This is a genomic window from Peribacillus sp. FSL M8-0224, assembly GCF_038003055.1.
In the GTDB taxonomy this organism is placed as follows: domain Bacteria; phylum Bacillota; class Bacilli; order Bacillales; family DSM-1321; genus Peribacillus; species Peribacillus frigoritolerans.
This window is the reverse complement of sequence record NZ_JBBOOJ010000001.1, coordinates 3,124,018-3,146,998: the sequence shown is the minus strand read 5'-3', so window position 1 is coordinate 3,146,998 and position 22,981 is coordinate 3,124,018. Positions and strand designations below refer to the sequence as shown.

At 41.5% G+C, this 22,981-nt stretch carries 24 protein-coding genes; 23 read left to right on the top strand and 1 reads right to left on the bottom strand.

Going from position 1 to position 22,981, the window contains the following annotated elements:
- Positions 1 to 98: 98 nt before the first annotated feature.
- The 23 genes from spoIIIAA (at position 99) to MKX49_RS14915 (ending at position 22,599) form a co-directional block, all read left to right on the top strand.
- Positions 99 to 1,031 (top strand): stage III sporulation protein AA, encoded by a 933-nt coding sequence (spoIIIAA, locus tag MKX49_RS15025; protein ID WP_340876904.1) that lies wholly within the window; start codon positions 99 to 101, stop codon positions 1,029 to 1,031.
- Positions 1,024 to 1,539, top strand: a complete 516-nt coding sequence (spoIIIAB, locus tag MKX49_RS15020; protein WP_034308322.1) for a stage III sporulation protein SpoIIIAB — start codon at positions 1,024 to 1,026, stop codon at positions 1,537 to 1,539. The genes spoIIIAA and spoIIIAB overlap by 8 nt, the downstream gene beginning before the upstream one ends.
- A gap of 21 nt (positions 1,540 to 1,560) precedes the next feature.
- A complete protein-coding gene (gene spoIIIAC, locus MKX49_RS15015) occupies positions 1,561 to 1,764 on the top strand; it encodes a stage III sporulation protein AC (RefSeq protein WP_034308319.1) in 204 nt (67 codons plus the stop codon).
- Positions 1,765 to 1,787: 23 nt separating this feature from the next.
- The gene (gene spoIIIAD / locus MKX49_RS15010; RefSeq protein ID WP_223255841.1) at positions 1,788 to 2,168 is read left to right on the top strand and encodes a stage III sporulation protein AD; all 381 of its coding nucleotides are present in this window, start codon (positions 1,788 to 1,790) and stop codon (positions 2,166 to 2,168) included.
- Between the two features lie 33 nt (positions 2,169 to 2,201).
- Positions 2,202 to 3,410, top strand: coding sequence for a stage III sporulation protein AE (spoIIIAE, locus tag MKX49_RS15005; protein ID WP_048681800.1), 1,209 nt, complete (start codon positions 2,202 to 2,204; stop codon positions 3,408 to 3,410).
- A 16-nt stretch (positions 3,411 to 3,426) separates the two neighbouring features.
- Complete coding sequence (spoIIIAF, locus tag MKX49_RS15000) at positions 3,427 to 4,035, top strand: stage III sporulation protein AF (RefSeq protein ID WP_034308312.1); 609 nt, start codon at positions 3,427 to 3,429, stop codon at positions 4,033 to 4,035.
- A 7-nt stretch (positions 4,036 to 4,042) separates the two neighbouring features.
- Positions 4,043 to 4,714 (top strand): stage III sporulation protein AG, encoded by a 672-nt coding sequence (spoIIIAG, locus tag MKX49_RS14995; RefSeq protein ID WP_053535677.1) that lies wholly within the window; start codon positions 4,043 to 4,045, stop codon positions 4,712 to 4,714.
- Positions 4,715 to 4,728: 14 nt separating this feature from the next.
- Positions 4,729 to 5,310: a SpoIIIAH-like family protein gene (locus MKX49_RS14990; RefSeq protein ID WP_340876901.1), complete on the top strand. Its 582-nt coding sequence runs from the start codon at positions 4,729 to 4,731 to the stop codon at positions 5,308 to 5,310.
- Positions 5,311 to 5,933: 623 nt separating this feature from the next.
- Positions 5,934 to 6,434, top strand: a complete 501-nt coding sequence (accB, locus tag MKX49_RS14985) for an acetyl-CoA carboxylase biotin carboxyl carrier protein (protein WP_034308306.1) — start codon at positions 5,934 to 5,936, stop codon at positions 6,432 to 6,434.
- A 14-nt stretch (positions 6,435 to 6,448) separates the two neighbouring features.
- Complete coding sequence (accC, locus tag MKX49_RS14980; protein ID WP_034308301.1) at positions 6,449 to 7,801, top strand: acetyl-CoA carboxylase biotin carboxylase subunit; 1,353 nt, start codon at positions 6,449 to 6,451, stop codon at positions 7,799 to 7,801.
- A gap of 37 nt (positions 7,802 to 7,838) precedes the next feature.
- Positions 7,839 to 8,243: an Asp23/Gls24 family envelope stress response protein gene (locus MKX49_RS14975; RefSeq protein ID WP_445670168.1), complete on the top strand. Its 405-nt coding sequence runs from the start codon at positions 7,839 to 7,841 to the stop codon at positions 8,241 to 8,243.
- Between the two features lie 432 nt (positions 8,244 to 8,675).
- A complete protein-coding gene (gene nusB, locus MKX49_RS14970; protein ID WP_340876899.1) occupies positions 8,676 to 9,068 on the top strand; it encodes a transcription antitermination factor NusB in 393 nt (130 codons plus the stop codon).
- Between the two features lie 69 nt (positions 9,069 to 9,137).
- Entirely contained in the window at positions 9,138 to 10,013 is an 876-nt protein-coding gene (gene folD / locus MKX49_RS14965) for a bifunctional methylenetetrahydrofolate dehydrogenase/methenyltetrahydrofolate cyclohydrolase FolD (protein WP_063594095.1), read from the top strand.
- A 139-nt stretch (positions 10,014 to 10,152) separates the two neighbouring features.
- Positions 10,153 to 11,505 (top strand): exodeoxyribonuclease VII large subunit, encoded by a 1,353-nt coding sequence (gene xseA, locus MKX49_RS14960; protein ID WP_057278793.1) that lies wholly within the window; start codon positions 10,153 to 10,155, stop codon positions 11,503 to 11,505.
- A complete protein-coding gene (locus tag MKX49_RS14955; protein WP_034308286.1) occupies positions 11,502 to 11,735 on the top strand; it encodes an exodeoxyribonuclease VII small subunit in 234 nt (77 codons plus the stop codon). The genes xseA and MKX49_RS14955 overlap by 4 nt, the downstream gene beginning before the upstream one ends.
- A gap of 1 nt (position 11,736) precedes the next feature.
- Positions 11,737 to 12,630, top strand: coding sequence for a polyprenyl synthetase family protein (locus MKX49_RS14950; protein WP_251540910.1), 894 nt, complete (start codon positions 11,737 to 11,739; stop codon positions 12,628 to 12,630).
- 249 nt (positions 12,631 to 12,879) lie between these two features.
- On the top strand, positions 12,880 to 14,772 hold the full coding sequence (gene dxs / locus MKX49_RS14945) for a 1-deoxy-D-xylulose-5-phosphate synthase (protein ID WP_048681832.1): 1,893 nt from the start codon (positions 12,880 to 12,882) through the stop codon (positions 14,770 to 14,772).
- 4 nt (positions 14,773 to 14,776) lie between these two features.
- Positions 14,777 to 15,604, top strand: a complete 828-nt coding sequence (locus MKX49_RS14940) for a TlyA family RNA methyltransferase (RefSeq protein ID WP_034308281.1) — start codon at positions 14,777 to 14,779, stop codon at positions 15,602 to 15,604.
- Positions 15,605 to 15,924: 320 nt separating this feature from the next.
- On the top strand, positions 15,925 to 16,374 hold the full coding sequence (gene ahrC, locus MKX49_RS14935) for a transcriptional regulator AhrC/ArgR (protein WP_034308279.1): 450 nt from the start codon (positions 15,925 to 15,927) through the stop codon (positions 16,372 to 16,374).
- A 22-nt stretch (positions 16,375 to 16,396) separates the two neighbouring features.
- Positions 16,397 to 18,112, top strand: coding sequence for a DNA repair protein RecN (gene recN, locus MKX49_RS14930; protein ID WP_340876896.1), 1,716 nt, complete (start codon positions 16,397 to 16,399; stop codon positions 18,110 to 18,112).
- 161 nt (positions 18,113 to 18,273) lie between these two features.
- The gene (spoIVB, locus tag MKX49_RS14925; RefSeq protein ID WP_251540909.1) at positions 18,274 to 19,566 is read left to right on the top strand and encodes a SpoIVB peptidase; all 1,293 of its coding nucleotides are present in this window, start codon (positions 18,274 to 18,276) and stop codon (positions 19,564 to 19,566) included.
- 329 nt (positions 19,567 to 19,895) lie between these two features.
- Positions 19,896 to 20,687 carry a sporulation transcription factor Spo0A gene (spo0A, locus tag MKX49_RS14920; RefSeq protein WP_034308269.1) on the top strand — a complete coding sequence of 264 codons (792 nt, stop codon included), beginning with the start codon at positions 19,896 to 19,898 and terminating at the stop codon, positions 20,685 to 20,687.
- A 1,177-nt stretch (positions 20,688 to 21,864) separates the two neighbouring features.
- On the top strand, positions 21,865 to 22,599 hold the full coding sequence (locus MKX49_RS14915; protein ID WP_072273212.1) for a glycerophosphodiester phosphodiesterase: 735 nt from the start codon (positions 21,865 to 21,867) through the stop codon (positions 22,597 to 22,599).
- Between the two features lie 38 nt (positions 22,600 to 22,637).
- Here the strand turns inward: MKX49_RS14915 and MKX49_RS14910 are convergent, their stop codons facing one another.
- On the bottom strand, positions 22,638 to 22,874 hold the full coding sequence (locus tag MKX49_RS14910; RefSeq protein ID WP_034308264.1) for a DUF2627 domain-containing protein: 237 nt from the start codon (positions 22,872 to 22,874) through the stop codon (positions 22,638 to 22,640).
- Positions 22,875 to 22,981 lie beyond the last annotated feature (107 nt).

Here is a 22,981-nt window from a genome sequence, read left to right as displayed (position 1 = left end):
AAATCAATAAATGGTCCGTTTCTTTAATAGCCTGTCATCATTGCGGGCTTGTCGGCATATATTTTATTGAAAGTGGTGTATACAGGAGGATTGTCAAAATGGAAACGATTCTTTCATTTTTACCGAAAAGTTTATACGAGCAACTCCGCGGTATGACACCGATGATGATCGTTAAGATGGAAGAACTGCGAATTCGGGTTGGAAGGCCGCTTGAGGTCATTGTAGGGGGGGAACCATACTTTTTTTCCTATGAAGTGACGCATTCGGATGCAGATCAATTATTGAATAATATAGGTCAATTTTCGTTATATACGCTTGAGGAAGAATTGAAGCGAGGATATATAACTATAGCGGGCGGACACCGGGTGGGGCTTGCTGGCAAGGTGATCCTGGAAAATGGTTCGGTCAAAGCGATCAGGGATATTTCCTCATTCAATATTCGGGTTGCACGTGAAAAAATAGGTGCAGCTGAACCTCTCACTTCATATTTATATGACGGGGAATGGCAGCATACCATGTTGATCGGTGCTCCGCAAACGGGAAAAACGACCATATTACGTGATATTGCAAGAATGATATCCAGTGGTAATGAAAAACTCGGCATTGCCCCTCAAAAGGTGGGGATAGTGGACGAGCGCTCAGAAATTGCCGGATGTGTGCATGGAGTGCCGCAGCTCGAATTCGGAACAAGAGTTGATGTTCTCGATGGATGTCCTAAAGCGGAAGGGATGATGATGATGATCCGTTCGATGTCCCCGGATGTATTGATCGTGGATGAAATAGGCCGCGAAGCGGATACGCAGGCTGTGCTGGAAGCCGTGAATGCAGGTATTAAACTCATGATAACCACGCATGGCCATACACTGGATGAAATCAAGAAGCGACCCATTATCGCTGAAATATTAAAGCAAAACATCTTTGAACGCTTTATTGAATTAAAAAGAAGTAAATCTGGTAGGAGGAGCTACAAAGTCCTTGATGCAGCAGGGGTTCCCATTTACTTGGGAGAAAGTGTGAAACCGCATGTTTAAGTTAATAGGAGCAGCGATAATTATTATAGCGACGACTTGGGCAGGTTTTGAAGCGGCGAAAAAATTAAGTATGAGGCCCCGTCAACTGAGACAGCTGAAAGTCGCCATGCAATCGCTTGAAGCTGAAATCATGTTCGGTCATACACCTTTGAAAGAAGCGGCAAGGAAACTTTCTAAACAGATGGCCAAACCTTTGTCCAGCTTTTTCGATACATTTGCAAATCGACTCGAGTCAGGTGAAACCACCGTCAAAGAAGCATGGGATGATAGTTTGAAGAAAATATGGCAATCCCTTGCTTTAAAACAGGGAGAATTCGAGATTCTTTCACAGTTTGGGGAGACGCTTGGGAAAAGCGATAAATATCATCAGCAAAAGCAAATCATGCTAACGATGGCACATCTGGAACGGGAAGAAACCGATGCACTCGACCGCCAGGGGAAATATGAAAAAATGATGAAAAGTCTTGGTTTTTTATCAGGGCTATTATTGATCATCTTGCTGATGTAGGAATATGTGGGGGGAATGAAAATGGGCATTGACGTGGACATCATATTTAAAATAGCGGGTGTGGGGCTTGTAGTGGCATTTCTTCACACGATACTCGATCAGGTTGGGAAGAAGGAATATGCCCAGTGGGTGACACTTTTCGGATTTATCTATATTTTATTCATGGTTGCTTCTGTAGTAGAGGATTTATTTCAAAAAATTAAATCTGTATTTCTATTTCAGTAAGGGAGGGATTCGCGATTGAAATCATAAAAATCGTGGCCATTGCCCTAGTTGCCACCTTTTTGGCACTGATCGTCAAAGAGCAAAAACCAAATTTAGCATTCCTGCTTGTTGTTTTTGTAGGATGCTCCATTTTTCTTTTTTTAGCTGACAAAATATACGAAATCATTTTAATGTTAGAAAAAATTGCAGTTAATGCGAATGTAAATACCGTGTATCTAGAGACCATTTTAAAAATAATCGGAATTGCCTATATTGCAGAATTCGCTTCCCAAATTACAAAAGATGCAGGGCAAGGTTCGCTCGCTTCCAAAATAGAATTAAGCGGAAAAATCTTGATTCTTGCCATGGCGATTCCGATTTTGACGGTCATTATCGAAACGATTCTACAGATGCTCCCAAGTTAATGGATTACTCCTACTAGTCAATGAGGTGAATGTATGAAGCAGCGGATGCCTTACTTATCCATACTATTCGTTTTACTCTTTTTTTTGCATGCATCTATTGGACAAGCTGCCGAAAATCCAGAAAATGGTGAAGTTGATCAAGAGCCGATCATGCAGTCCGAACTGGTACAAGCCCAAATAGAAAGGCTGGGCGTCGATGAGCTCAAACAATATTGGGATGGCATCGTTACGGAATATGGAGGATTCTTACCGGAAAGCCAGAAAGGGAGCTTCATGGATTTTGTAAGCGGCGATAAGAAATTTTCTTTTGATGAATGGATTAAGGGAATCACAAAATTCATTTTTCATGAACTGCTCGTGAATGGAAAGCTGCTGGGGTCACTCATTTTATTAACCGTTTTCAGCATGTTCCTCCAGTCTTTGCAGAATGCGTTCGAGCAAAGCTCCGTAAGTAAGGTCGCTTATGCAATCGTTTATATGGTGCTGATCATTTTGGCACTTAACAGTTTTCATGTGGCGATTGAATATACAAAAGATACGATAGATTTGATGATTTCCTTTTTAATGGCGCTCATCCCTTTACTCTTGGCATTGATAGCTGCTTCAGGCGGACTTGTATCGGCAGCCTTCTTTCATCCGGTATTGATGTTTTTGATGAATACAAGCGGCATCTTGATTCAGTTCGTCGTCCTTCCGTTATTATTCTTTGCAGCGATTTTAAGCATAGTCAGCACGTTGACCGAACATTACAAAGTGACTCAGCTGGCACAACTTCTCCGTAATTTTGCCATCGGGATCCTTGGAGCATTCATGACCATATTCCTTGGTGTGATCTCCGTTCAGGGAGCATCCTCAGCTGTAGCTGACGGAGTGACGATCAGGACAGCCAAATTCGTGACAGGTAACTTTATACCGGTCATAGGGCGCATGTTTACCGATGCAACGGATACGGTCATTAGTGCCTCCGTCCTTTTGAAAAATACAGTGGGATTGTCAGGTGTCATCATTCTCTTGCTCATTACCACATTTCCCGCCATAAAAATCCTGATGATTTCTTTTGTCTATAAATTGGCAGCGAGTCTTTTGCAGCCGCTGGGCGGAGGACCTGTAATAAAATGCCTTGACATTATAAGTAAAAGCATGATTTATATTTTCGCCGCATTGGCCATTGTCTCACTCATGTTTTTTTTAAGTATCACGGTAATCATCGCCTCTGGAAACATTACCCTGATGGTTCGTTAGAAAGGAGGAGGACTTGGTGAGTTTTTTAGCTGGCTGGGTATCCAACATCATCATATTTGTACTGCTGGCTACTGTGATCGATATGCTTCTGCCGAATTCAGCTTTACAGAAGTATGCCAAAATGGTTATCGGGCTTTTACTGATTGCAATCATCATCACTCCTATATTGGGATTATTCAATAAGGATTTCGATGATATTCTCACTGCGGCCACTAGTGAATTTGAGGATCAGAAAAAAAAAGATTTAGGAAATTTGACAGAAATGAAGAAAAAAGAAATACAAGCTACCCAGGGTGCATATATTTTAAAACAAATGGCTGTTGACTTACAGGCAGAAGTGGAAGAGGAGCTGATGGCGGATTATAACATGAGGATTAGTTCAATTGATGTAGGGGTCAAGAATGAGGAAGAGCCGGGTGTTGATGATCTGCAGAACATAACCATCTCATTGGAAAAGGCAGAAGGGAAAGAAAACTCGGAGATAGAGGCAGTAGCGAAGGTTGATATCAATACAGATAGCCCATCCACTTCGAATGATGCCAATCTGGATGCTGTCAAAAGGTTTCTGGCAACAAGTTGGTCTGTTGATGAAGAGATCATTGAAATCGCCGGGGAAAGGAAGTGACTGAGTATTGAACAAAGACAAAGGTCCATTATCCTGGCTGCAAAAACTATTAAATAAAGACCCTGACCAAAAAGAGCCTAAGGAAAAAAAACCTTCCCTGTATGTCTATGCTCTAATAGTTGTCCTTTTGGGATCGGGAATCATGATGGCCGGGAATTTGTTAACCACCAACAAGACGGGACAAACATCTGAAGTGACGACTGTATTCAATAATGATAAACAGCAGGAAGAAGATGAGGATGTTGAAACATTCGGCCAGAAGAAATCAGAATTCAAGACTACAAAAGACTATGAAATATATCTACAGAATGAAATGAAAGAAGCGCTAGAATCCATCGCAGGCGTCCAGGATGTGAAAGTCGTAATCTACGTCGATGCATCCGAGAAAAAAGTATATGAAAGAAATAAAGTCACCCAAAAACAAGTCACTGAAGAAACCGACCAGGAAGGCGGCAAAAGGACGGTCGAAGACACATCCGTTGATGAACAGCTAGTTTTGGTCAAGAGCGGTGAAAAAGAAGGACCGATCATTTCGGAAACGAAAAAACCTAGTGTACGGGGAGTCCTGGTAGTCGCTAAAGGGGCCGAAAACATTCAAATAAAGAAGTGGATCATCGAGGCTGTCACACGCTCACTTGATGTACCGAGTCACAGGGTTTCTGTCATGCCTAAAAAATAAGGGGGAAAATCTACATGTTATTAAAAAAACAAACCGTTTGGTTATTGACTATGCTAAGTCTGGTCGTTGTGCTTTCAGTCTATTATTTAACCGCTCCTGAAGAAAATGCCGCCGATATGACGGCAACAGAGCAAATGGAACAGGAAGAAAATAAAACAGAGAACAAAGCAGAGACAAAAGGGGAAAATAAAAGTGAAAAAGAAACTTCCAAAAATACAGAAGGTTCCTCTGTAACCATTGCATCTGGAGATGAGTTCGAATCGTTAAGGATGCAGATTGAAGATGAACGGGCGAAGCTGAATGAAGAATTGACTGCTAAGATGGGCAACACAGAACTATCAGCTGAAGAAAGAGACGAGGCTTATGCAAAAATCGAACAATTAAGTGAAACGAAAGTGAAAGAAAATATCATTGAAAACTTAATTGTTGCCATGGATTACAATGCCGCACTGGTCCGGGTTGACGGAACGGATGTAAAGGTGAGTGTCAAGGCGGATAAACAAACGAAAACAGAGGCCAATAACATTATCCGCCTCGTAAGGAAAGAAGTGAGCGATGCACAAAATGTAGTGGTCGATTTCCAACCGGAAAAGTAAACACACATACAGAAAAAAGTGACTGATACAGAACAGTTCAACATCATAAAAATTTGAAAGCCCCCTTAATAAAAAAATGGGAGGCTTTTTATTATGATTTTATTAACTATCTCACAAACCTGGAAACTTTAGAGGAAAAGTTTTTTTATGTCGATTGGAATCAGGAACTCAAATAGAAATGGTGATAATGATCATCCGTAATATTCCAGAAAAGTAATTACAATGGATATTATGGCTGGTTTTCCAGGAATGAAATGCAAAATTCAAGAGAAAGCGTTAAGGTGCCCCAGTTGATAAATATTCACAATATTATAATAAAGGTGTAAGATGGAAGTATGGATATTCAGTAACAATTAATCTATCATTGAATTTGTATAAGCTAATATTGTATGATGTTAGAAGCTGGTCATAAACTTTTCAATTTTCTTAGGGAAACAATATTTTGAGAAAGTGAAATATCTGTTATACTACAGATGAGGTTTGTATTCAGTTTATTCGCATTCGCGTAAAGAAAGCGGCTACTTTGTGCAGTATTGGACAAAGTAGGATAAGCTAAGGGTAGGGTTACATAAAATATTATTGCCTCACAAACTCATATTAAATTAGACAAGGGGTGCCACAAAATGAAAGTGCAAGAAATTCGTGAAATTATTAAGTTAGTCGATCAATCAAATATCGGTGAATTCGTTTTCGAAAATGAAGGAACGAAAATTAAATTGAAAAAAACCGAAACGGGTACAGTATTACACCAAGCAGCAGTTGCTCCAGATGTTGTTCAAGCCAATGCAGCTGTAGAGGTCAAGCCCGCAGCGGCCCCTGCCCCTGAAGTACCGAAAGCTGTTGAACCTGCAAAACCGGCTGCTGCCGTCACTGAACAGGAAAATTTACATAAAATCACTTCCCCGATGGTAGGGACATTCTACCAATCTCCTGCACCGGATTCACCTGCATACGTAAAAGCAGGCGATAAAGTAACGGGGGATTCCATCGTCTGCATCGTGGAAGCCATGAAACTTTTCAATGAAATCGAAGCTGAAGTAAGCGGTGAAATCGTGGAAGTCCTTGTAAAAGAAGGTCAGCTTGTAGAATATGGTCAACCATTATTTTTAGTAAAGCCGGAATGAGGAGCTGTTTCTAAATGATTAAAAAGGTATTAATTGCCAATCGTGGGGAAATTGCTGTCCGAATCATCCGGGCATGCAAGGAATTAGGAATCGAGACTGTTGCTGTCTATTCAGAAGCAGATAAAGAAGCATTACATGTTCAAATTGCTGATGAAGCATATTGCATCGGTCCTAAATTATCAAAAGACAGTTATTTAAATACAACCAACATTATCAGCACAGCCAAGAAAACGGGATCCGATGCAATTCATCCGGGATATGGTTTCCTAGCTGAAAATGCCGACTTTGCCGAGCTATGCCGTGAATGCAATATCATTTTCATCGGCCCTAGCCCCGAAGCGATCAATAAAATGGGAACAAAGGACGTAGCAAGGGAAACTATGCGCAAAGCTGGTGTACCGATCGTGCCAGGTTCTAAAGGCATAATCAAAGATACGGATGAGGGTGTAGCACTAGCTAATGAAATGGGCTATCCAGTCATCATCAAAGCTACTGCAGGCGGAGGCGGTAAAGGTATCCGCGTCGCAAGGACGGAAGAAGATCTCATTAAGGGCATTAACATCACGCAACAGGAAGCCGCGACGGCATTCGGGAATCCTGGCGTGTATATTGAAAAGTTCATCGAGGACTTCCGTCACGTTGAAATACAGGTCATGGCAGATAATCATGGCAACGCCATCCATTTAGGTGAGCGTGATTGTACGGTCCAACGCCGTTTGCAAAAACTTGTTGAAGAAACCCCGTCACCGGCGTTGGATGGTGAAATACGTGCGGAAATGGGGCAGGCCGCTGTGACGGCTGCACTTGCCGTAAACTATTCAGGTGCCGGAACAGTAGAATTTATTTATGACTATGTGAATAGAAAATACTACTTTATGGAAATGAATACACGTATCCAGGTTGAGCACCCAGTTACAGAAATGGTAACGGGCGTGGATTTGATTAAAGAACAGATCAAAGTTGCTTCAGGCAACAAACTATCGCTTTCGCAAGAGGATGTCACTTATAACGGATGGTCTATCGAATGCCGGATCAATGCCGAAAATCCAGAAAAGAATTTCATGCCTTCCGCAGGTAAGATTCAAATGTATTTACCTCCAGGCGGCTACGGAGTTCGTGTTGATTCTGCGGCATACCCTGGGTACTCCATACCGCCGTATTACGATTCCATGATCGCTAAATTGATTGTCCATGCACCGACTAGAGAAGAGGCGATCGAGAAGATGAAACGCGCCTTGGGTGAGTTTGTCATTGAAGGGATCAGTACCACAATTCCTTTCCATATTAAGTTGCTTCAGCATGAACAATTTGTTTCCGGAGAATTTAATACCAAATTCCTTGAAATATATGATGTAATGAACTCATAATGTAAAGGAAGACAGGAGGTGCTTTTGAATGAGTGAAATGGAAGGCCAATTACTCGAAATGAATGATTATAATAGTGGGCTGGGCAAAGTGGAGATTGCGCCTGAGGTGATAGAGGTGATTGCGGGTATCGCTGCATCGGAAGTTGAAGGTGTTGCACATATGCGCGGGAATTTCGCTACGGGTGTTGTTGAAAAGCTTGGTAAAAAGAACCACGGTAAAGGTGTTAAAGTGGACTTAACGGGAGAATCCATCAAAGTCGAACTTTATTGTGTCATGAAGTTTGGTGTTTCAATTCCGAAAGTTGCTCAGGAAGTGCAAGATAACATTCGTGAAGCTTTGTTGAATATGACCGCTATCGACGCTGGCGAAGTGAACATTCATGTAGTGGGCATTGCGTTTGAAAATGCTAAACAAGAAACGGATTACGAACAAGAAGTGTAAGTGGGCTTCATTCGATTCACACCTGCAAAAACCCGGCAAAAAGCCGGGTTTTTGTTTTTTTGAATGTAAACTCAATGATACCCGTTTTTGGACCCTGCTTATAATATTAAATTTAAATGAACATAATAAGGCGGTGTCTGGAAATTTCCCTTTAATTCAAGGGTGATTTCTGTTAGAGTGTAAAAGGTGAAATATGAGCATGAAAGCTAGGCAAGAGCTTTTTGACACTTTCAAAAAGTATGGGACTGTGTTGGCCGTTGGAAAGTAATCTTGAATCAAGATATTGAATCTTTTGGCCTTTAATTTAGTGGGATTTAGCTTGTTTTTATAAATAATATAGCGAGAATCTTAATATTTTTGAAAAAATGTTATTTAATGTTCGTTTGTTCTAGCATTTTCATATATAATAGTAGATGTAAAAGGAGTAAGATTATGAAAAGAAGAGAAGCCCGTGAAAAATCCCTTCAAGCACTATATCAGATAGATATTGCGAACTCGAATCCAGAAGAAGCAATGGAAAGCGTACTGGATGGTGCTCCCACTGATAATTATTTCAAGAAATTAGTAATGGGGATAACGGAAAATCGTGAACAAATTGATGGAATGATCAGGGACAATTTAGAGAATTGGACGTTGGAAAGACTGGCGAACATTGATCGGAATTTACTGCGGATCGCGGTTTATGAAATGGTTCACAGTGAAGATGTTCCTGTAAGTGTTGCAATGAATGAAGCTATTGAAATTGCTAAGAAATTCGGTGATGATCAATCAAGCAGCTTTGTAAATGCCGTTTTATCCAAAGTAAAGGTGAAAAGCGGCAGCTAAAGCTGCAGCCTTGAACAAGGATTCTCTCAGCAATTTCTTTAGCAAAATTAACTTGGGAGGAATAAACACATGTCAGCTCAAATCATTAATGGTAAAGAAATTGCAGAGTCAGTTAGGCAGGAAATCAGTAAGGAAGTTCAACAGTTACGTGAAAAAAATATCGTTCCGGGTTTAGCTGTAATCCTGGTGGGTGACAATCAAGCCTCTCAAACTTATGTGCGCAATAAGCAAAAGGCCTGTGAGGACTTGGGTATGCATTCCGTACTAATTAAAAAGCCTGCGGAACTCTCTCAGGAGGAATTAATTCAGAGCATTGCTGAATTAAACCAGGATGACAGCATTCATGGTATATTGGTGCAGCTGCCCTTGCCTGGACATATTCAGGAAAAGGCGATCATTGAAGCGATTTCCCCTGAAAAGGATGTAGATGGATTCCACCCGATTAATATTGGGCGGATGATGACGGGACAAGATGCATTTTTACCTTGTACTCCATACGGCGTCATGGTGATGCTTGAGTATATCGACTATGACCTTGAAGGTAAGCATGTTGTCATCGTAGGGAGAAGTAATATCGTCGGAAAACCAGCCGGACAATTGTTTTTAAATGCAAATGCAACCGTTACATACTGTCATTCACGGACAAAGGATCTTGCTTATTATACCAAGCAAGCCGATGTCGTTGTGGCAGCGGTCGGAAAGAGGGACACGATCACGAGTGACCATATTAAAGAAGGCGCAATCGTCATTGACGTCGGAATGAACAGGAATGATGAAGGGAAGCTTTGCGGTGATGTGGCGTTTGATGAAGTGAAAAATAAGGCTTCATACATTACACCTGTTCCTAAAGGCGTTGGTCCCATGACGATTACGATGCTTATGAAGAATACGGTCAAATCTGCTCAAAAAGCACTTGAATTAAACAAGCAAGCATTAAAAAGCTGAAAAAAACGTTAAATTATTTTAAAGAAGCGGACCTCTTGTTTTATAATAACGGGAGACCGCTTTTTTTTCATTCATGGATTTATGATAATCTATAGGTGAGTTTTCTTTATATCCGATTTCCATCGGAAGGAGACATTATATGAGCAACCAACAATATTTGAGTGTGTCGGCTTTAACGAAGTACATCAAAAGGAAGTTCGATGCCGACCCCCATTTGCAAAATGTATACATAAAAGGTGAAATTTCAAATTTTAAACAACATACAAGCGGACATATGTATTTTACTTTAAAGGATGAGAAGGCACGGCTTCTCTCCGTTATGTTTGCCGCCAATAATAAAGGGATGAAATTCCTGCCCGAAAATGGCATGAAGGTACTTGTTAAGGGTGATATATCATTATACGAAGCTGGAGGACAGTATCAGCTTTATGTGAAAAGCATGGCCCCTGATGGTGTGGGGGATTTATATCTTGCTTATGAACAGCTGAAGAAAAAGCTGGAGGGGGCAGGCTTGTTTTTGGCCGAACACAAGAAGCCCATCCCGCAATACCCTAAGTCTGTAGGGGTCATTACTTCGCCGACCGGAGCTGCATTAAGAGATATCCTGACAACCATCAAGCGGAGATATCCGATCGCCAGGATCATCGTTTATCCAGCACTTGTACAAGGGAATAATGCCGCTAAATCGATTGCCAAGGCAATTTCCATGGCGAACGCAAGGGCAGAAAGCGATGTTCTCATTGTCGGAAGGGGCGGCGGGTCGATCGAGGAACTATGGGCCTTTAATGAGGAGATAGTGGCTGAATCGATATATGATTCCGATATACCGGTAATTTCTGCTGTCGGTCACGAAACCGACTTTACGATTGCTGATTTTGTCGCCGATATGCGTGCTCCTACGCCTACTGGTGCAGCAGAGTTAGCGGTTCCTCACTTGAATGAAATACTCGAACGCCTGATGAACCGCAAGAATCGATTGACCCGCTCCATTCAAGAAGCGGTGAATTTTGAACGAACCCGTTTGACCAGGATGGAGAGGTCTTATGCTTTCCGTTACCCACATAAAATGTACGAACAGAAGCTGGAACAACTAGACAAGACGATGGACAGGCTAGGGAGGACCAGCACGCGATATTTCATGAAAAAGAGAGATGAGCTGAATCAGCTGAACGATATTTTGAAAAAGCAGCATCCTGAACAAGCGGTGAAAAATGCGAAAGATGAACTGCAGCAGCATGCAAAGGTTTTACGGAGGGCCATGGAAGCCATCTATCGGCATAAATCTCAGCAGTTCGTCCATATTACAGCCACTTTATCTGCCCTCAGTCCACTAAAAATCATGGAACGGGGCTATGGATTGGTTTTTGCTGAGGATGAGACATTAGTGAAAAGTACACAGCAAGTATCAAAAGGGGATAAGATAGCGGTTTCGATAAAAGATGGAACTCTTGAATGTGAAATTAAAGAAATTAAGGAGCGGATTGAATCATGACAAAAAAACAGGAAGCTACATTTGAAGAAGCGATGGAGAATCTCGAAAAAATTGTAGAGCAGTTGGAAGAAGGCGATGTGCCCTTGGAAGAAGCCATTTCGATATATAAACAAGGAATGGATTTATCAAGGCTTTGCCATTCAAAGCTTAAGGCTGTTGAAGATCAGTTGACTCAAATTTTACGCGAAGATGGGGAACTTGAAAACTTTGCTGTACAGGAGGAAGAATGACATGGGTACGGCGTCCTTTGAAATGTTTTCTAATGAATATAAGGCAATTATAGAACGGGAAATCGTCGAATATGTCAATAAACTTAAAGCCCCGGCAGTAGTCAAAGAAGCCATGATCTATTCACTGCAGGCAGGGGGTAAACGGATTCGCCCATTATTGGTCTTTGCGGTTTTGGAGGCCTTTGGAAAAAGCTTGAGGATAGGGATTCCAGCAGCGGCTGCCATTGAAATGATTCATACATATTCTTTGATTCATGATGACCTTCCGGCAATGGATGATGATGATCTCCGCCGCGGAAAACCGACGAATCATAAAGTGTTCGGTGAAGCGGTGGCCATACTGGCAGGTGATGCGCTTCTTACTTATAGCTTTCAATTGGTGACGGATATGATCGATCCCGAGGTCACGGCTGAAATGAAGCTGAACCTTGTAAGTGAAATTGCGAAGTCTGCCGGAGCCGAAGGAATGGTTGGGGGGCAAGTTGCCGATATGGAAGGTGAGAATAAACAGCTGACCCTTCAGGAATTGGAGTATATTCATGAACATAAAACAGGGAAGTTATTGACTGCAAGCATCCTTTCCGGTGCTATATTAGCAGGGGCGAGTGAAGAACAGCAACTGCATTTACGTGACTTTGCATACCACCTGGGGCTTGCTTTTCAAATTCGCGATGATATTCTGGATATTGAAGGGTCAGTCGAGTTGATCGGCAAGCCGGTTGGCAGTGATGTGGGGAATCATAAAAGCACATATCCTTCTTTACTAACCCTTCAAGGGGCAAAGCAAAAGTTGGAACATCATATAGAACTTGCCCATGCCGCTTTAGGAAAAACAACCTTACAAACGGGTTTGTTGAATGAACTAACTGATTTAATTGCGAACCGTAATCATTGATTGTGGCTAAATTTGTTATCAATTGAGGTTTTGTGGTATACTCATTGTGCAAAAATATGTGAAAATCAAAATGAATTTTTTAATTGAGATACGTGATAAAATAGGTATAATAAGCCGCCGAAATCACCTGGGTGTTGGCGGCTATTTTTTAACTTAAAACCAATTTTTCGGTCAAGTCTTCCATAGCCCTCTTTTATGAGGCTTTGTTTATGCTAACAACCGAAAATGACAGAAAGTGAGTGGTCCTGTTTGGATCTTCTATCTATAAAAGACCCTTCTTTTTTGAAGAAGATGAATAATGAAGAACTCGTCGAGTTAAGTGTGGAAGTACGGAAATTCCTTGTAGAAAAATTATCGGTGACCGGTGGGCATATTGGTCCCAATTTAGGTGTCGTCGAGTTGACTATTGCCTTGCATAAAGAATTCGACAGTCCGAATGATAAAATTTTATGGGATGTCGGACATCAATCCTATGTCCATAAAATCCTGACTGGCAGAGCAGGGGAGTTCGACACCTTAAAGAAATATAAAGGTCTTTGCGGTTTTCCTAAAATGATTGAAAGCCCCCATGATGTTTGGGAAACCGGTCACAGTTCGACTTCCCTTTCAGCTGCAATGGGGATGGCGGCTGCCCGTGATATCAAAGGGGAAAGCAGCTTTATTTTGCCTGTAATCGGAGACGGTGCCCTAACAGGGGGAATGGCGCTTGAAGCGTTGAATCATATCGGTGATGAAAAAAAGGACATGATCGTTATCCTGAATGATAATGAAATGTCCATAGCCCCCAATGTAGGTGCCTTACACACGATATTGGGAAGGTTGCGGACAGCAGGTAAATATAACTGGGCAAAAGATGAATTGGAGCTGCTTTTGAAAAAAATTCCTGCAGTCGGTGGTAAACTTGCGGCTACAGCTGAACGCTTGAAGGATAGCATGAAGTATTTATTGGTATCAGGAATCTTTTTCGAAGAACTCGGATTCACATACCTTGGACCAGTAGATGGACATAATTATGAAGAATTGCTTGAGAATTTAAGATATGCCAAGAAAACGAAGGGACCGGTCCTGCTGCATGTCATCACGAAAAAAGGCAAGGGATATTCACCTGCCGAGTTGGACACAACCGGGAATTGGCATGGGACAGGCCCATACAAGATAGAGACAGGCGATTTCGTGAAATCCCCTAGTAAGGGTCCTGCTTGGAGCGCTCTCGTAAGCGATACTGTCAGCAGGCTAGCCCGTGACGATGAGCGGATTGTCGCGATTACACCTGCAATGCCCGTAGGTTCGAAATTGGTGGGCTTCTCTCAAGAGTTCCCAGAGCGTTTCTATGATGTAGGGATTGCCGAGCAGCATGCTGCAACATTTGCAGCCGGATTGGCAACGCAAAAAATGAAACCATTCCTGGCTATATATTCAACCTTCCTGCAAAGGGCTTATGACCAGGTGGTTCATGATATTTGCCGTCAGAATTTGAACGTATTCATAGGAATCGATCGTGCCGGATTAGTTGGTTCCGATGGTGAAACGCATCAAGGCGTTTTCGACATTGCTTTCTTACGCCACGTACCGAATATGGTGCTGATGATGCCGAAAGATGAAAACGAAGGCCAGCATATGGTCAATACGGCCTTAAACTATAATGATGGTCCGATTGCGATGCGTTTCCCTCGTGGGAATGGTTGGGGAGTTGAGATGGATGCTGAATTACAGCAGATTCCGATCGGTTCGTGGGAAGTTCTTAAAGAAGGAACGGATGCTGCCATCTTAACGTTCGGCACAACGATTCCCATGGCTCTTGAAGCGGCAGAACTGCTCGAGAAAGAGGATTATTCAGTGAAGGTGGTCAATGCCCGGTTCATTAAGCCTTTGGATGAGAACATGCTAAGCAGTCTCCTTGGTGAAAAAATGCCTATCCTGACAATAGAAGAAGCGGTTCTTCAAGGTGGTTTTGGTAGTTCTGTTCTTGAATATGCTCATGATCAAGGATTTTATGGGGCAATTATAGATCGAATGGGGATACCTGATTATTTCATTGAACATGGAAGCGTCGATGAACTTCTTGAAGAAATCGGTCTGACGACTGAGACAGCCATCAAAAAGATTAAAATGATAACACCCAAAAAAGAAAAAAGGGCCTGAAAATATGAAAGTGATGAAAGAAAGAGTGGATGTATTACTTGTAGAACAAGGCTTGGCCGATACACGTGAAAAAGCGAAGCGTATGGTTATGGCAGGCCTTGTCTACGCGAATGAAGAAAGATACGAAAAACCGGGGGAAAAAGTGCCGGTCGATCTCGAATTCACGATCAAAGGAAAAGTCATGCCTTACGTTTCAAGAGGCGGTCTTAAACTTGAGAAGGCATTAAGGGAATTCGATTTACAAGTGAATGGAAAAATACTGCTTGATATCGGATCATCAACTGGCGGGTTTACGGATTGTGCGTTGCAAAATGGCGCCATAATGTCTTATGCGCTTGATGTCGGCTATAATCAACTTGCCTGGAAGCTTAGGCAGGATGAGCGGGTAAAAGTAATGGAAAGAACCAATTTCCGTTATGTTACACCCGCCGATCTCGACGGGGAGATGCCAAACTTTGCAAGCATTGATGTTTCCTTCATCTCGCTTACGTTAATTTTACCGGTGCTAAAGACCTTGCTCGTCCCGAATAGTGATGTCGTTGCCTTGGTTAAACCGCAATTCGAAGCCGGGAAGGATCAAGTGGGTAAAAAGGGGATTGTTCGTGATCCCAAAATCCATAAACAAGTGTTGGATAAGATCATTTCTTTTTCTTTAAAGGAAGGCTATGATATCAAGGATGCCTCCTTCTCACCGATTACCGGCGGTGATGGAAACATTGAATTCTTACTTCATTTACACTGGCAAGGGTCGAAGGAAGATGGGGCATTATTGCTTTCGAAAACGGTTGATGACATCGTTGGAGAGGCCCATGCCCAATTTAAAAAAGAATAGCTAGAACTTTGTATGGCTCCTTTGGCTGAACGGTTGGCTAAAGGAGCTTTTTGACTATACATTGTCGTCATGAACTTGAATCATTTATGGGTGGATACATAAAATAGGTAAGTGCAAAAATTAGACTTGTATTCATTTTAGAGAAAAAGTTGTACAATTGCATATAAATCCGATAACATTAATATTAGCCACTTAGTAAAGCGGCCTATTTGCGCGTACTGATGATACCGAGGCAAATTGGGCAGCTTGCTTAAAGTAAGAAATGAAAGTGATACCATTACCATTAAATGAGCAACAGTTGAGAAGAGGTGCTTCTACTTATGAATAAAGGACAACGACATATAAAAATAAGGGACATTATAACGAATAATGATATCGAAACACAGGATGAGTTAGTTGAAGAATTGAAATTAGCTGGATACAATGTAACTCAAGCCACCGTTTCAAGGGATATTAAAGAGCTTCACCTTGTAAAAGTTCCTTTAACGGATGGAAGGTATAAATACAGTCTGCCGGCCGACCAACGTTTCAATCCACTTCAAAAATTAAAGAGAATCCTTGTCGATGCATTTGTACGCATTGACTCAGCCAACAATTTGCTGGTTATGAAGATGCTCCCGGGTAATGCCCAGGCCATCTGTGCATTGATTGATAATTTAAATTGGCAAGAAATACTCGGGACGATCGGCGGCGACGATACATGTTTAATTATCTGCCGTTCTGAGGAAGATGCAAAGATCATTTCCGGCAAATTCTTGGACATGCTCTAATAATGTTGTGAGGTGACCTAGTTTGTTAACAGAACTATCGATTAGGAATTTTGCGATCATAGACAGCCTGTCCGTTTCATTTGAGAAAGGCTTGACGGTCTTGACAGGAGAAACAGGGGCAGGGAAGTCAATCATAATAGATGCCGTTCATCTCTTGGTTGGGGGCCGTGGTTCTGCAGAGTTCATTCGGCATGGTGAGTCGAAGGCTGAAATAGAAGGACTATTCCAAATTGAAGATGAAAAACACCCGGTCTTTGTCAAAGCGGAAGAATTTGGCCTGGATATGAATGATGGGATGGCGATACTTCGAAGGGATATCTCACAGAGCGGTAAAAGCGTTTGCAGGGTAAATGGGAAGCTGGTAACGATTTCCACATTACGTGAGATAGGGCGGACATTGATAGACATCCATGGTCAGCATGAACATCAGGAATTAATGGATGAACGACTCCATCTTCCGCTGCTCGATCAATTTGGCGGTGATAAAATCGCATCTGCACTCACTGAATACCAAAAGCTATATAAACGTTATGAAACGGCTTCTAAACAATTGAATGGTTTGAGCCAAAATGAACAGCAAATGGTCCATCGCCTTGATCTGATCCAATTTCAATTCGATGAAATCCAAAAAGCTGATTTGAAATTACGCGAAGATGAAGAATTGATGGAAGAACGGAAGAAAATTAATAATTTCGAAAAAATCCATGAAGCGCTGCAAACCAGTTATAATGCTTTAAATGGCGAGCAGCATGCAATTGATTGGCTTTCCGTAGCCATGAATAATTTGGAGGAAGCGGCAGGGCTTGATGAAGGTTTAAAGCACAGCTCTGAAACCGTTTCAAATAGCTACTTCCTGCTCGAAGAGGCTGTGTCAAACATCCGGGACCAATTGGACTCTTTGGATTATGATACAGAACGTGTGGAATTCATTGAAAGTAGACTTAATGAAATAAATCAATTAAAGCGTAAATACGGCCGGACCATCGAGGAAATCCTGGAATATGGGGCCGCAATAGAAGAAGAAGTCGAAAAGCTGCAAAATAGGGAAACCCATATCGCGAAGCTTGAAAAGGAAATGAAATCCATCAAGGCAGATCTAATCGTCGAAGCAAAGAATCTGTCTGAACTTCGCCAGAAATTCGCTCAGCAGCTAACCAAAAAGATTCATCAGGAATTAAAGGATTTATATATGGAAAAAACAATTTTCGAACCTCATTTCCTTCAGACAGCCTATACTTTCGATGAATTGTCAGATAGGGGCATTAATCAGTCAGGGCTGGATTCAATGGAATTTTATATTTCCACCAATCCAGGTGAACCGTTAAAACCTCTTTCTAAAATCGCATCTGGTGGAGAACTGTCGAGGATCATGCTGGCTTTGAAAAGCATTTTCTCCAAGCATCAAGGCATAACGTCCATTATATTTGATGAAGTGGATACAGGTGTAAGCGGACGGGTTGCCCAATCCATTGCCGAAAAGATCTATAAAGTGGCAACTGGATCACAAGTATTGTGCATATCCCATTTGCCTCAGGTGGCAGCCATGGCGGATACTCACCTTTTCATAGCGAAAAATGTAAGGGCCGGACGCACGAATACCTCGGTCAAGCCGCTAATTGAAACTGAAAAAATAAAAGAAATTGGCAGGATGATTTCGGGAGTAGAGATTACGGACTTGACGAAACAACATGCCAATGAATTAATCCAGCTGGCCAAAAGGCTGAAGATTACATCTTGATGGGCCGGTAAGAACATTATTTGAACTTATCATAAGCATTCATTGTAAAGCTATCCAAAAACGGATAGCTTTTATTTTTTGCACCTGTTATAAATGACTGTCATGAGGGCTAAATTAAAGGTGTAGCCATAAAGTTTCAGAGAGCGAGGAGAGTGAATGGATTGAAATTTATATGGATAAACAGGATCATCGGTGGAATTCTCCTTGTTTCGCTATTAACATTAGGGTTATACCAGCCATCTCGTGAATATTTTTTAATTCCAAATCATCTTGTACTATTTGAAGGAAGTCAATATAGTATTTCCAAATCATTGCCTGTTTCTGCAAAAACTTCGGGAACCAGTGATGGAATTTCACTTCATGATGAACAAGCTTCGATTACGCTTGGTGCTGAGAAACCAGGTACGAATGAAGTGTTACTCGATGTAGCAGGCTTGCCTGCCAAAAAGGTCGACATCAGGGTGTTAAAAGACTTTAAGGTCATGCCTGGAGGCCAATCCATTGGAGTGAAGCTTAATACTCTTGGGGTGCTCGTAGTGGGTCATCATCTTATTGATACGGCGCAGGGGAAAAAATCACCGGGAGAAAAAGCGAAAATTGAAATCGGTGATATTATTACAGAAATCAATGGTCAGACGATAAAGAAGATGGGGGATGTAACCCCTTTTGTTCAGCAGGCAGGTGAAAAGGGTGAGGCGTTGAAAATTGTCATTAACCGTGATAATGAAGTGCTTCATAGTACCTTATTACCGCTAAAAGATAAGAATGAAGGAACTTACAAATTGGGTTTGTATATCCGTGATTCGGCAGCTGGCATCGGAACGATGACGTTTTATCACCCGGATTCAAAAAAATATGGGGCGTTGGGACATGTCATATCCGATATGGATACAAAAAAGCCGATTGTTGTTAAGGACGGACAGATCGTTCAATCGACGGTCACATCCATCGAAAAAGGAAGCAATGGTGATCCGGGAGAAAAATTGGCACGCTTTTCTTCCAATAAAGAAAAAATAGGAAATATCAATCGCAATAGTCCCTTTGGCATTTTTGGGAAATTAAATCAAGATTTTAAAAATGGAATTAACGACAAACCACTCCCCATCACCCTTTCCCATGAGGTAAAGGAAGGGCCAGCAAAAATCCTTACAGTGGTGGATGGTTCTCAAGTGGAGGAATTCGATGTAGAAATCGTCAGTTCCATCCCACAGAAGTTTCCTGCAATCAAAGGAATGGTCTTAAAAGTGACGGATAAAGAATTGCTTCAAAAAACGGGTGGGATTGTTCAAGGTATGAGCGGCAGTCCTATCATACAAAATGGGAAATTAATCGGTGCAGTCACCCATGTATTCGTTAATGATCCTACAAGTGGGTATGGAGTCCATATCGAATGGATGTTAAACGAAGCCGGTATAAATATATACGACAAAGATAATTATGAAAAGGCAAGCTAAGAATCCGGGTATCCTTTTGGATGCCCCTTTTTAATGGAAAATTATGATTAGCATAGGTTTGGGTCGGTATTAATTTTGATTTCTTCAAAAAATAGAGGTTTTTTTGGAACGATGTGATAAAATGAAAACGATATGAAGATTTTTCGACAAACGGTTTATTCCAATAGCAAACGAAGTCGAAAACAAGAGATATCCGGAGAATAATATTGAATTCCTTATATTTTTTCAAAAATAAAAGGAATTTAGTTTCCATTGTCGAAAAGTTCAATTACAATAGAATTTAGTCATATAGAAAAAAAGACCAATTGTAGTTGAGGAGGAAATCAAGCGTGAAAAAAATTAAGGTGTGCGTTGTAGATGATAATAGAGAACTTGTTGGCCTTCTGGAAGAATACATTTCTGCACAGGAAGACATGGAAGTGATTGGGGTGGCACATAACGGTCAAGATTGCCTGGGTATGCTAGAAAGCGTTGATCCGGATATTTTGATCCTCGATATTATCATGCCTCATTTAGATGGGTTAGGTGTACTTGAGAAACTTCGTGAAGTAAAACGGGGTGCCATGCCTAATGTGATAATGCTTACTGCCTTTGGTCAAGAAGATGTAACGAAAAAAGCAGTTGATTTGGGTGCGTCTTATTTTATCCTGAAACCATTTGATATGGAAAATCTGGCCAATCACATCCGTCAGGTAAGCGGTAAAGGGCAGGCGGTTTTAAAAAATCATAGTCAATTTAGCTATCGTCCCCAAAATGAATCCAAACCGAAGAACCTTGATGCAAGCATCACCAGCATCATTCATGAGATTGGAGTGCCTGCACATATTAAGGGCTATTTGTATTTAAGGGAAGCCATATCCATGGTATATAATGATATTGAACTATTGGGTTCCATCACCAAAGTTTTATATCCGGATATCGCAAAAAAATACAATACTACGGCCAGCCGAGTTGAACGTGCAATCCGGCATGCGATTGAAGTGGCTTGGAGCCGTGGAAATATAGAATCCATATCATCTCTTTTCGGCTATACCGTAAGCATGACAAAGGCAAAACCTACAAATTCCGAATTCATTGCCATGGTTGCCGATAAGCTGCGCCTCGAACATAAAGCTTCTTGACAGGGGTAGGAACGTTGATTTGACGCAATTTGGACGGGAATTTAACCGTGAATTTATCGCTATTCCGATAAACCTTCCGGTGGAATACCAATAAAGACTGATCGTATTTAGCGGATGAATGAACACGGCATCTTTACGAGTCAGTATATAGGAAAATTCCGCAGTCGTCCAAACTGGGCGGCTATTATTTTTGCGTAGGGGCTGGTATTCATGTCAATCCGTAATCGATTGAAAGAAATACGTCATGACCATCGTATGTCCCAAACGGAATATCAGTTTTACCCCTGCGAATAAGAGACAGGCGAACCTTCGCTTGGCAAAGCGATGCTCATCAGGAAGGTTTGGAATGATGGTCAACGAAATCATTTATAGGGAAGAATCATGACGTCCATTGTTGGGCGTTTTTTTATGCTTTCGGCTTGCCGCTCCGTTCGAATTTTTTTGGGTAAGGCACTTCCATACACTCGTCTATACGCACTGCAACACTGTTGTTATGGCGGCTATTTTAATTTTCGATTCAGTTGCAGAATCAACTCAGTTAGTAAAATGGACTTATATGAGCGATAAAGCTGGTGTAATAGGAATCCGGAAACCTGATAAGAAACGTTGGGAGGGAGAGAGCGCGAGGGAGGATGGGGAGTATTCAAATATCCGAGATGAGCGAAATGTTAAAAATGTAGAAGAAACTCGTTAAAAAAGGTGCATAGTTTAAGATATAAAGTTCAGAGGCGCAAAACATATTGGAGGTTGTCCATTTTGGACAATCTTTTTTTGTACCTATTGGAACGGATATTTTAAAACTAAATTTATGATATTTTTTGGTGGATTTCTTTATTTATAGACGCTGATTGAGGAATTGGGAAAACAAAATATGTTTTAGATTTAAAAGAATCTGTATGAACAAACAAGAAATCAATTCGAGAGGGTATGTCTCTAGGACGAAAAACGGAAGTCAAACATGGATATGCTTGAACCAAAAGGGCAATTACGATTTCCAGATATCCGCTTGCAAATCAAAAGCTTGGAAATGAAGTGGAGTGATTTGAGGAAAGGAACCTTCTATGCAGAAAATAATCACCTGCGTTTTGATTGTAGAATTGATCTAGATGAAAATAATTTGCTGTTACTGTTCATAAAATCGGTGTATAACAATTTTTGAGAGAGGCGGCGTTTCATCATGACCTTAATCTTTGCACATCGAGGCTCTGCAGGAACTCATCCGGAAAATACGATGTCGGCGTTCAAGGAAGCTGCCCGTGTCGGTGCGGACGGAATTGAAACGGATGTCCAGCTCTCGAAAGATGGAGAAGTGGTCATCATCCACGATGAAAAGCTCGATCGGACCACGAATGCCTCGGGGTATGTAAAAGACCGGACCTTAAAGGAGTTGAAAACCCTTAATGCGTCCGCAACCCATAAGGGTAATTTTGGCAAACAAAAGATTCCCACACTTGAAGAACTGTTTATTTGGCTTAATGATAATCAGCTTTTTTGCAATATTGAATTGAAAAATACGGTTTTTTTGTATCCAGGCTTAGAAGAGAAAGTCATCAGGCTCATCCGTACCTACGAAATGGAGGAAAGGATAATCCTTTCTTCTTTCAATCATTACAGTTTGGTCAATTGCCATCGATTGGCACCTGAATTGGAAACGGCACCGCTATATAGGGATGGCCTGTATATGCCGTGGATATATGCAAAGGCAATAGGCGGAAGTGCAATTCACCCAAATATCCGGGCTGCCCCTGATGAACTCATTCAATCATCGGTTAGTATGGGTATTCCTGTAAGGCCCTATACCATTAATGAAGAAACCGAGATGAAGCGGTTATTCAAATTGGGGTGCAGCGGCATCATAACCGATTTCCCCGAAGCAGCGGTACGGGTCAGAGAAGGTTTGAAGTCAAGATAAAGAAAGAAGGTGCCATAAGAGGCACCTTCTTTTTGCGTTTAAAATTTATTGAACCTGCTCTGGACCTTATTTTGTTTTCGATCTCGATGTAGGACGAAGCCGGCGATAAAGGCTATTCCGCCTATCGTAATGAGCAGTCCTATTAAAAATTGCAGCCAAAGGAATGGATAGGGAGGCTGTAAAATACCGAACACCATGTCCCTCATTATTTTTATGCCATAGGCAGCAAAGGCACCGGGGATAAAAAGAATCAAAAAAGCGATTAAACGTTTCATGCAGTCAAATCCCTTCCGAAAATTCCGTCTTTAAAAAATGATAAAGGATATAAATTATTTGTCAAGTAACGGGAATCTAGATAATGACTGGGAGTTGGCGGCTGTTT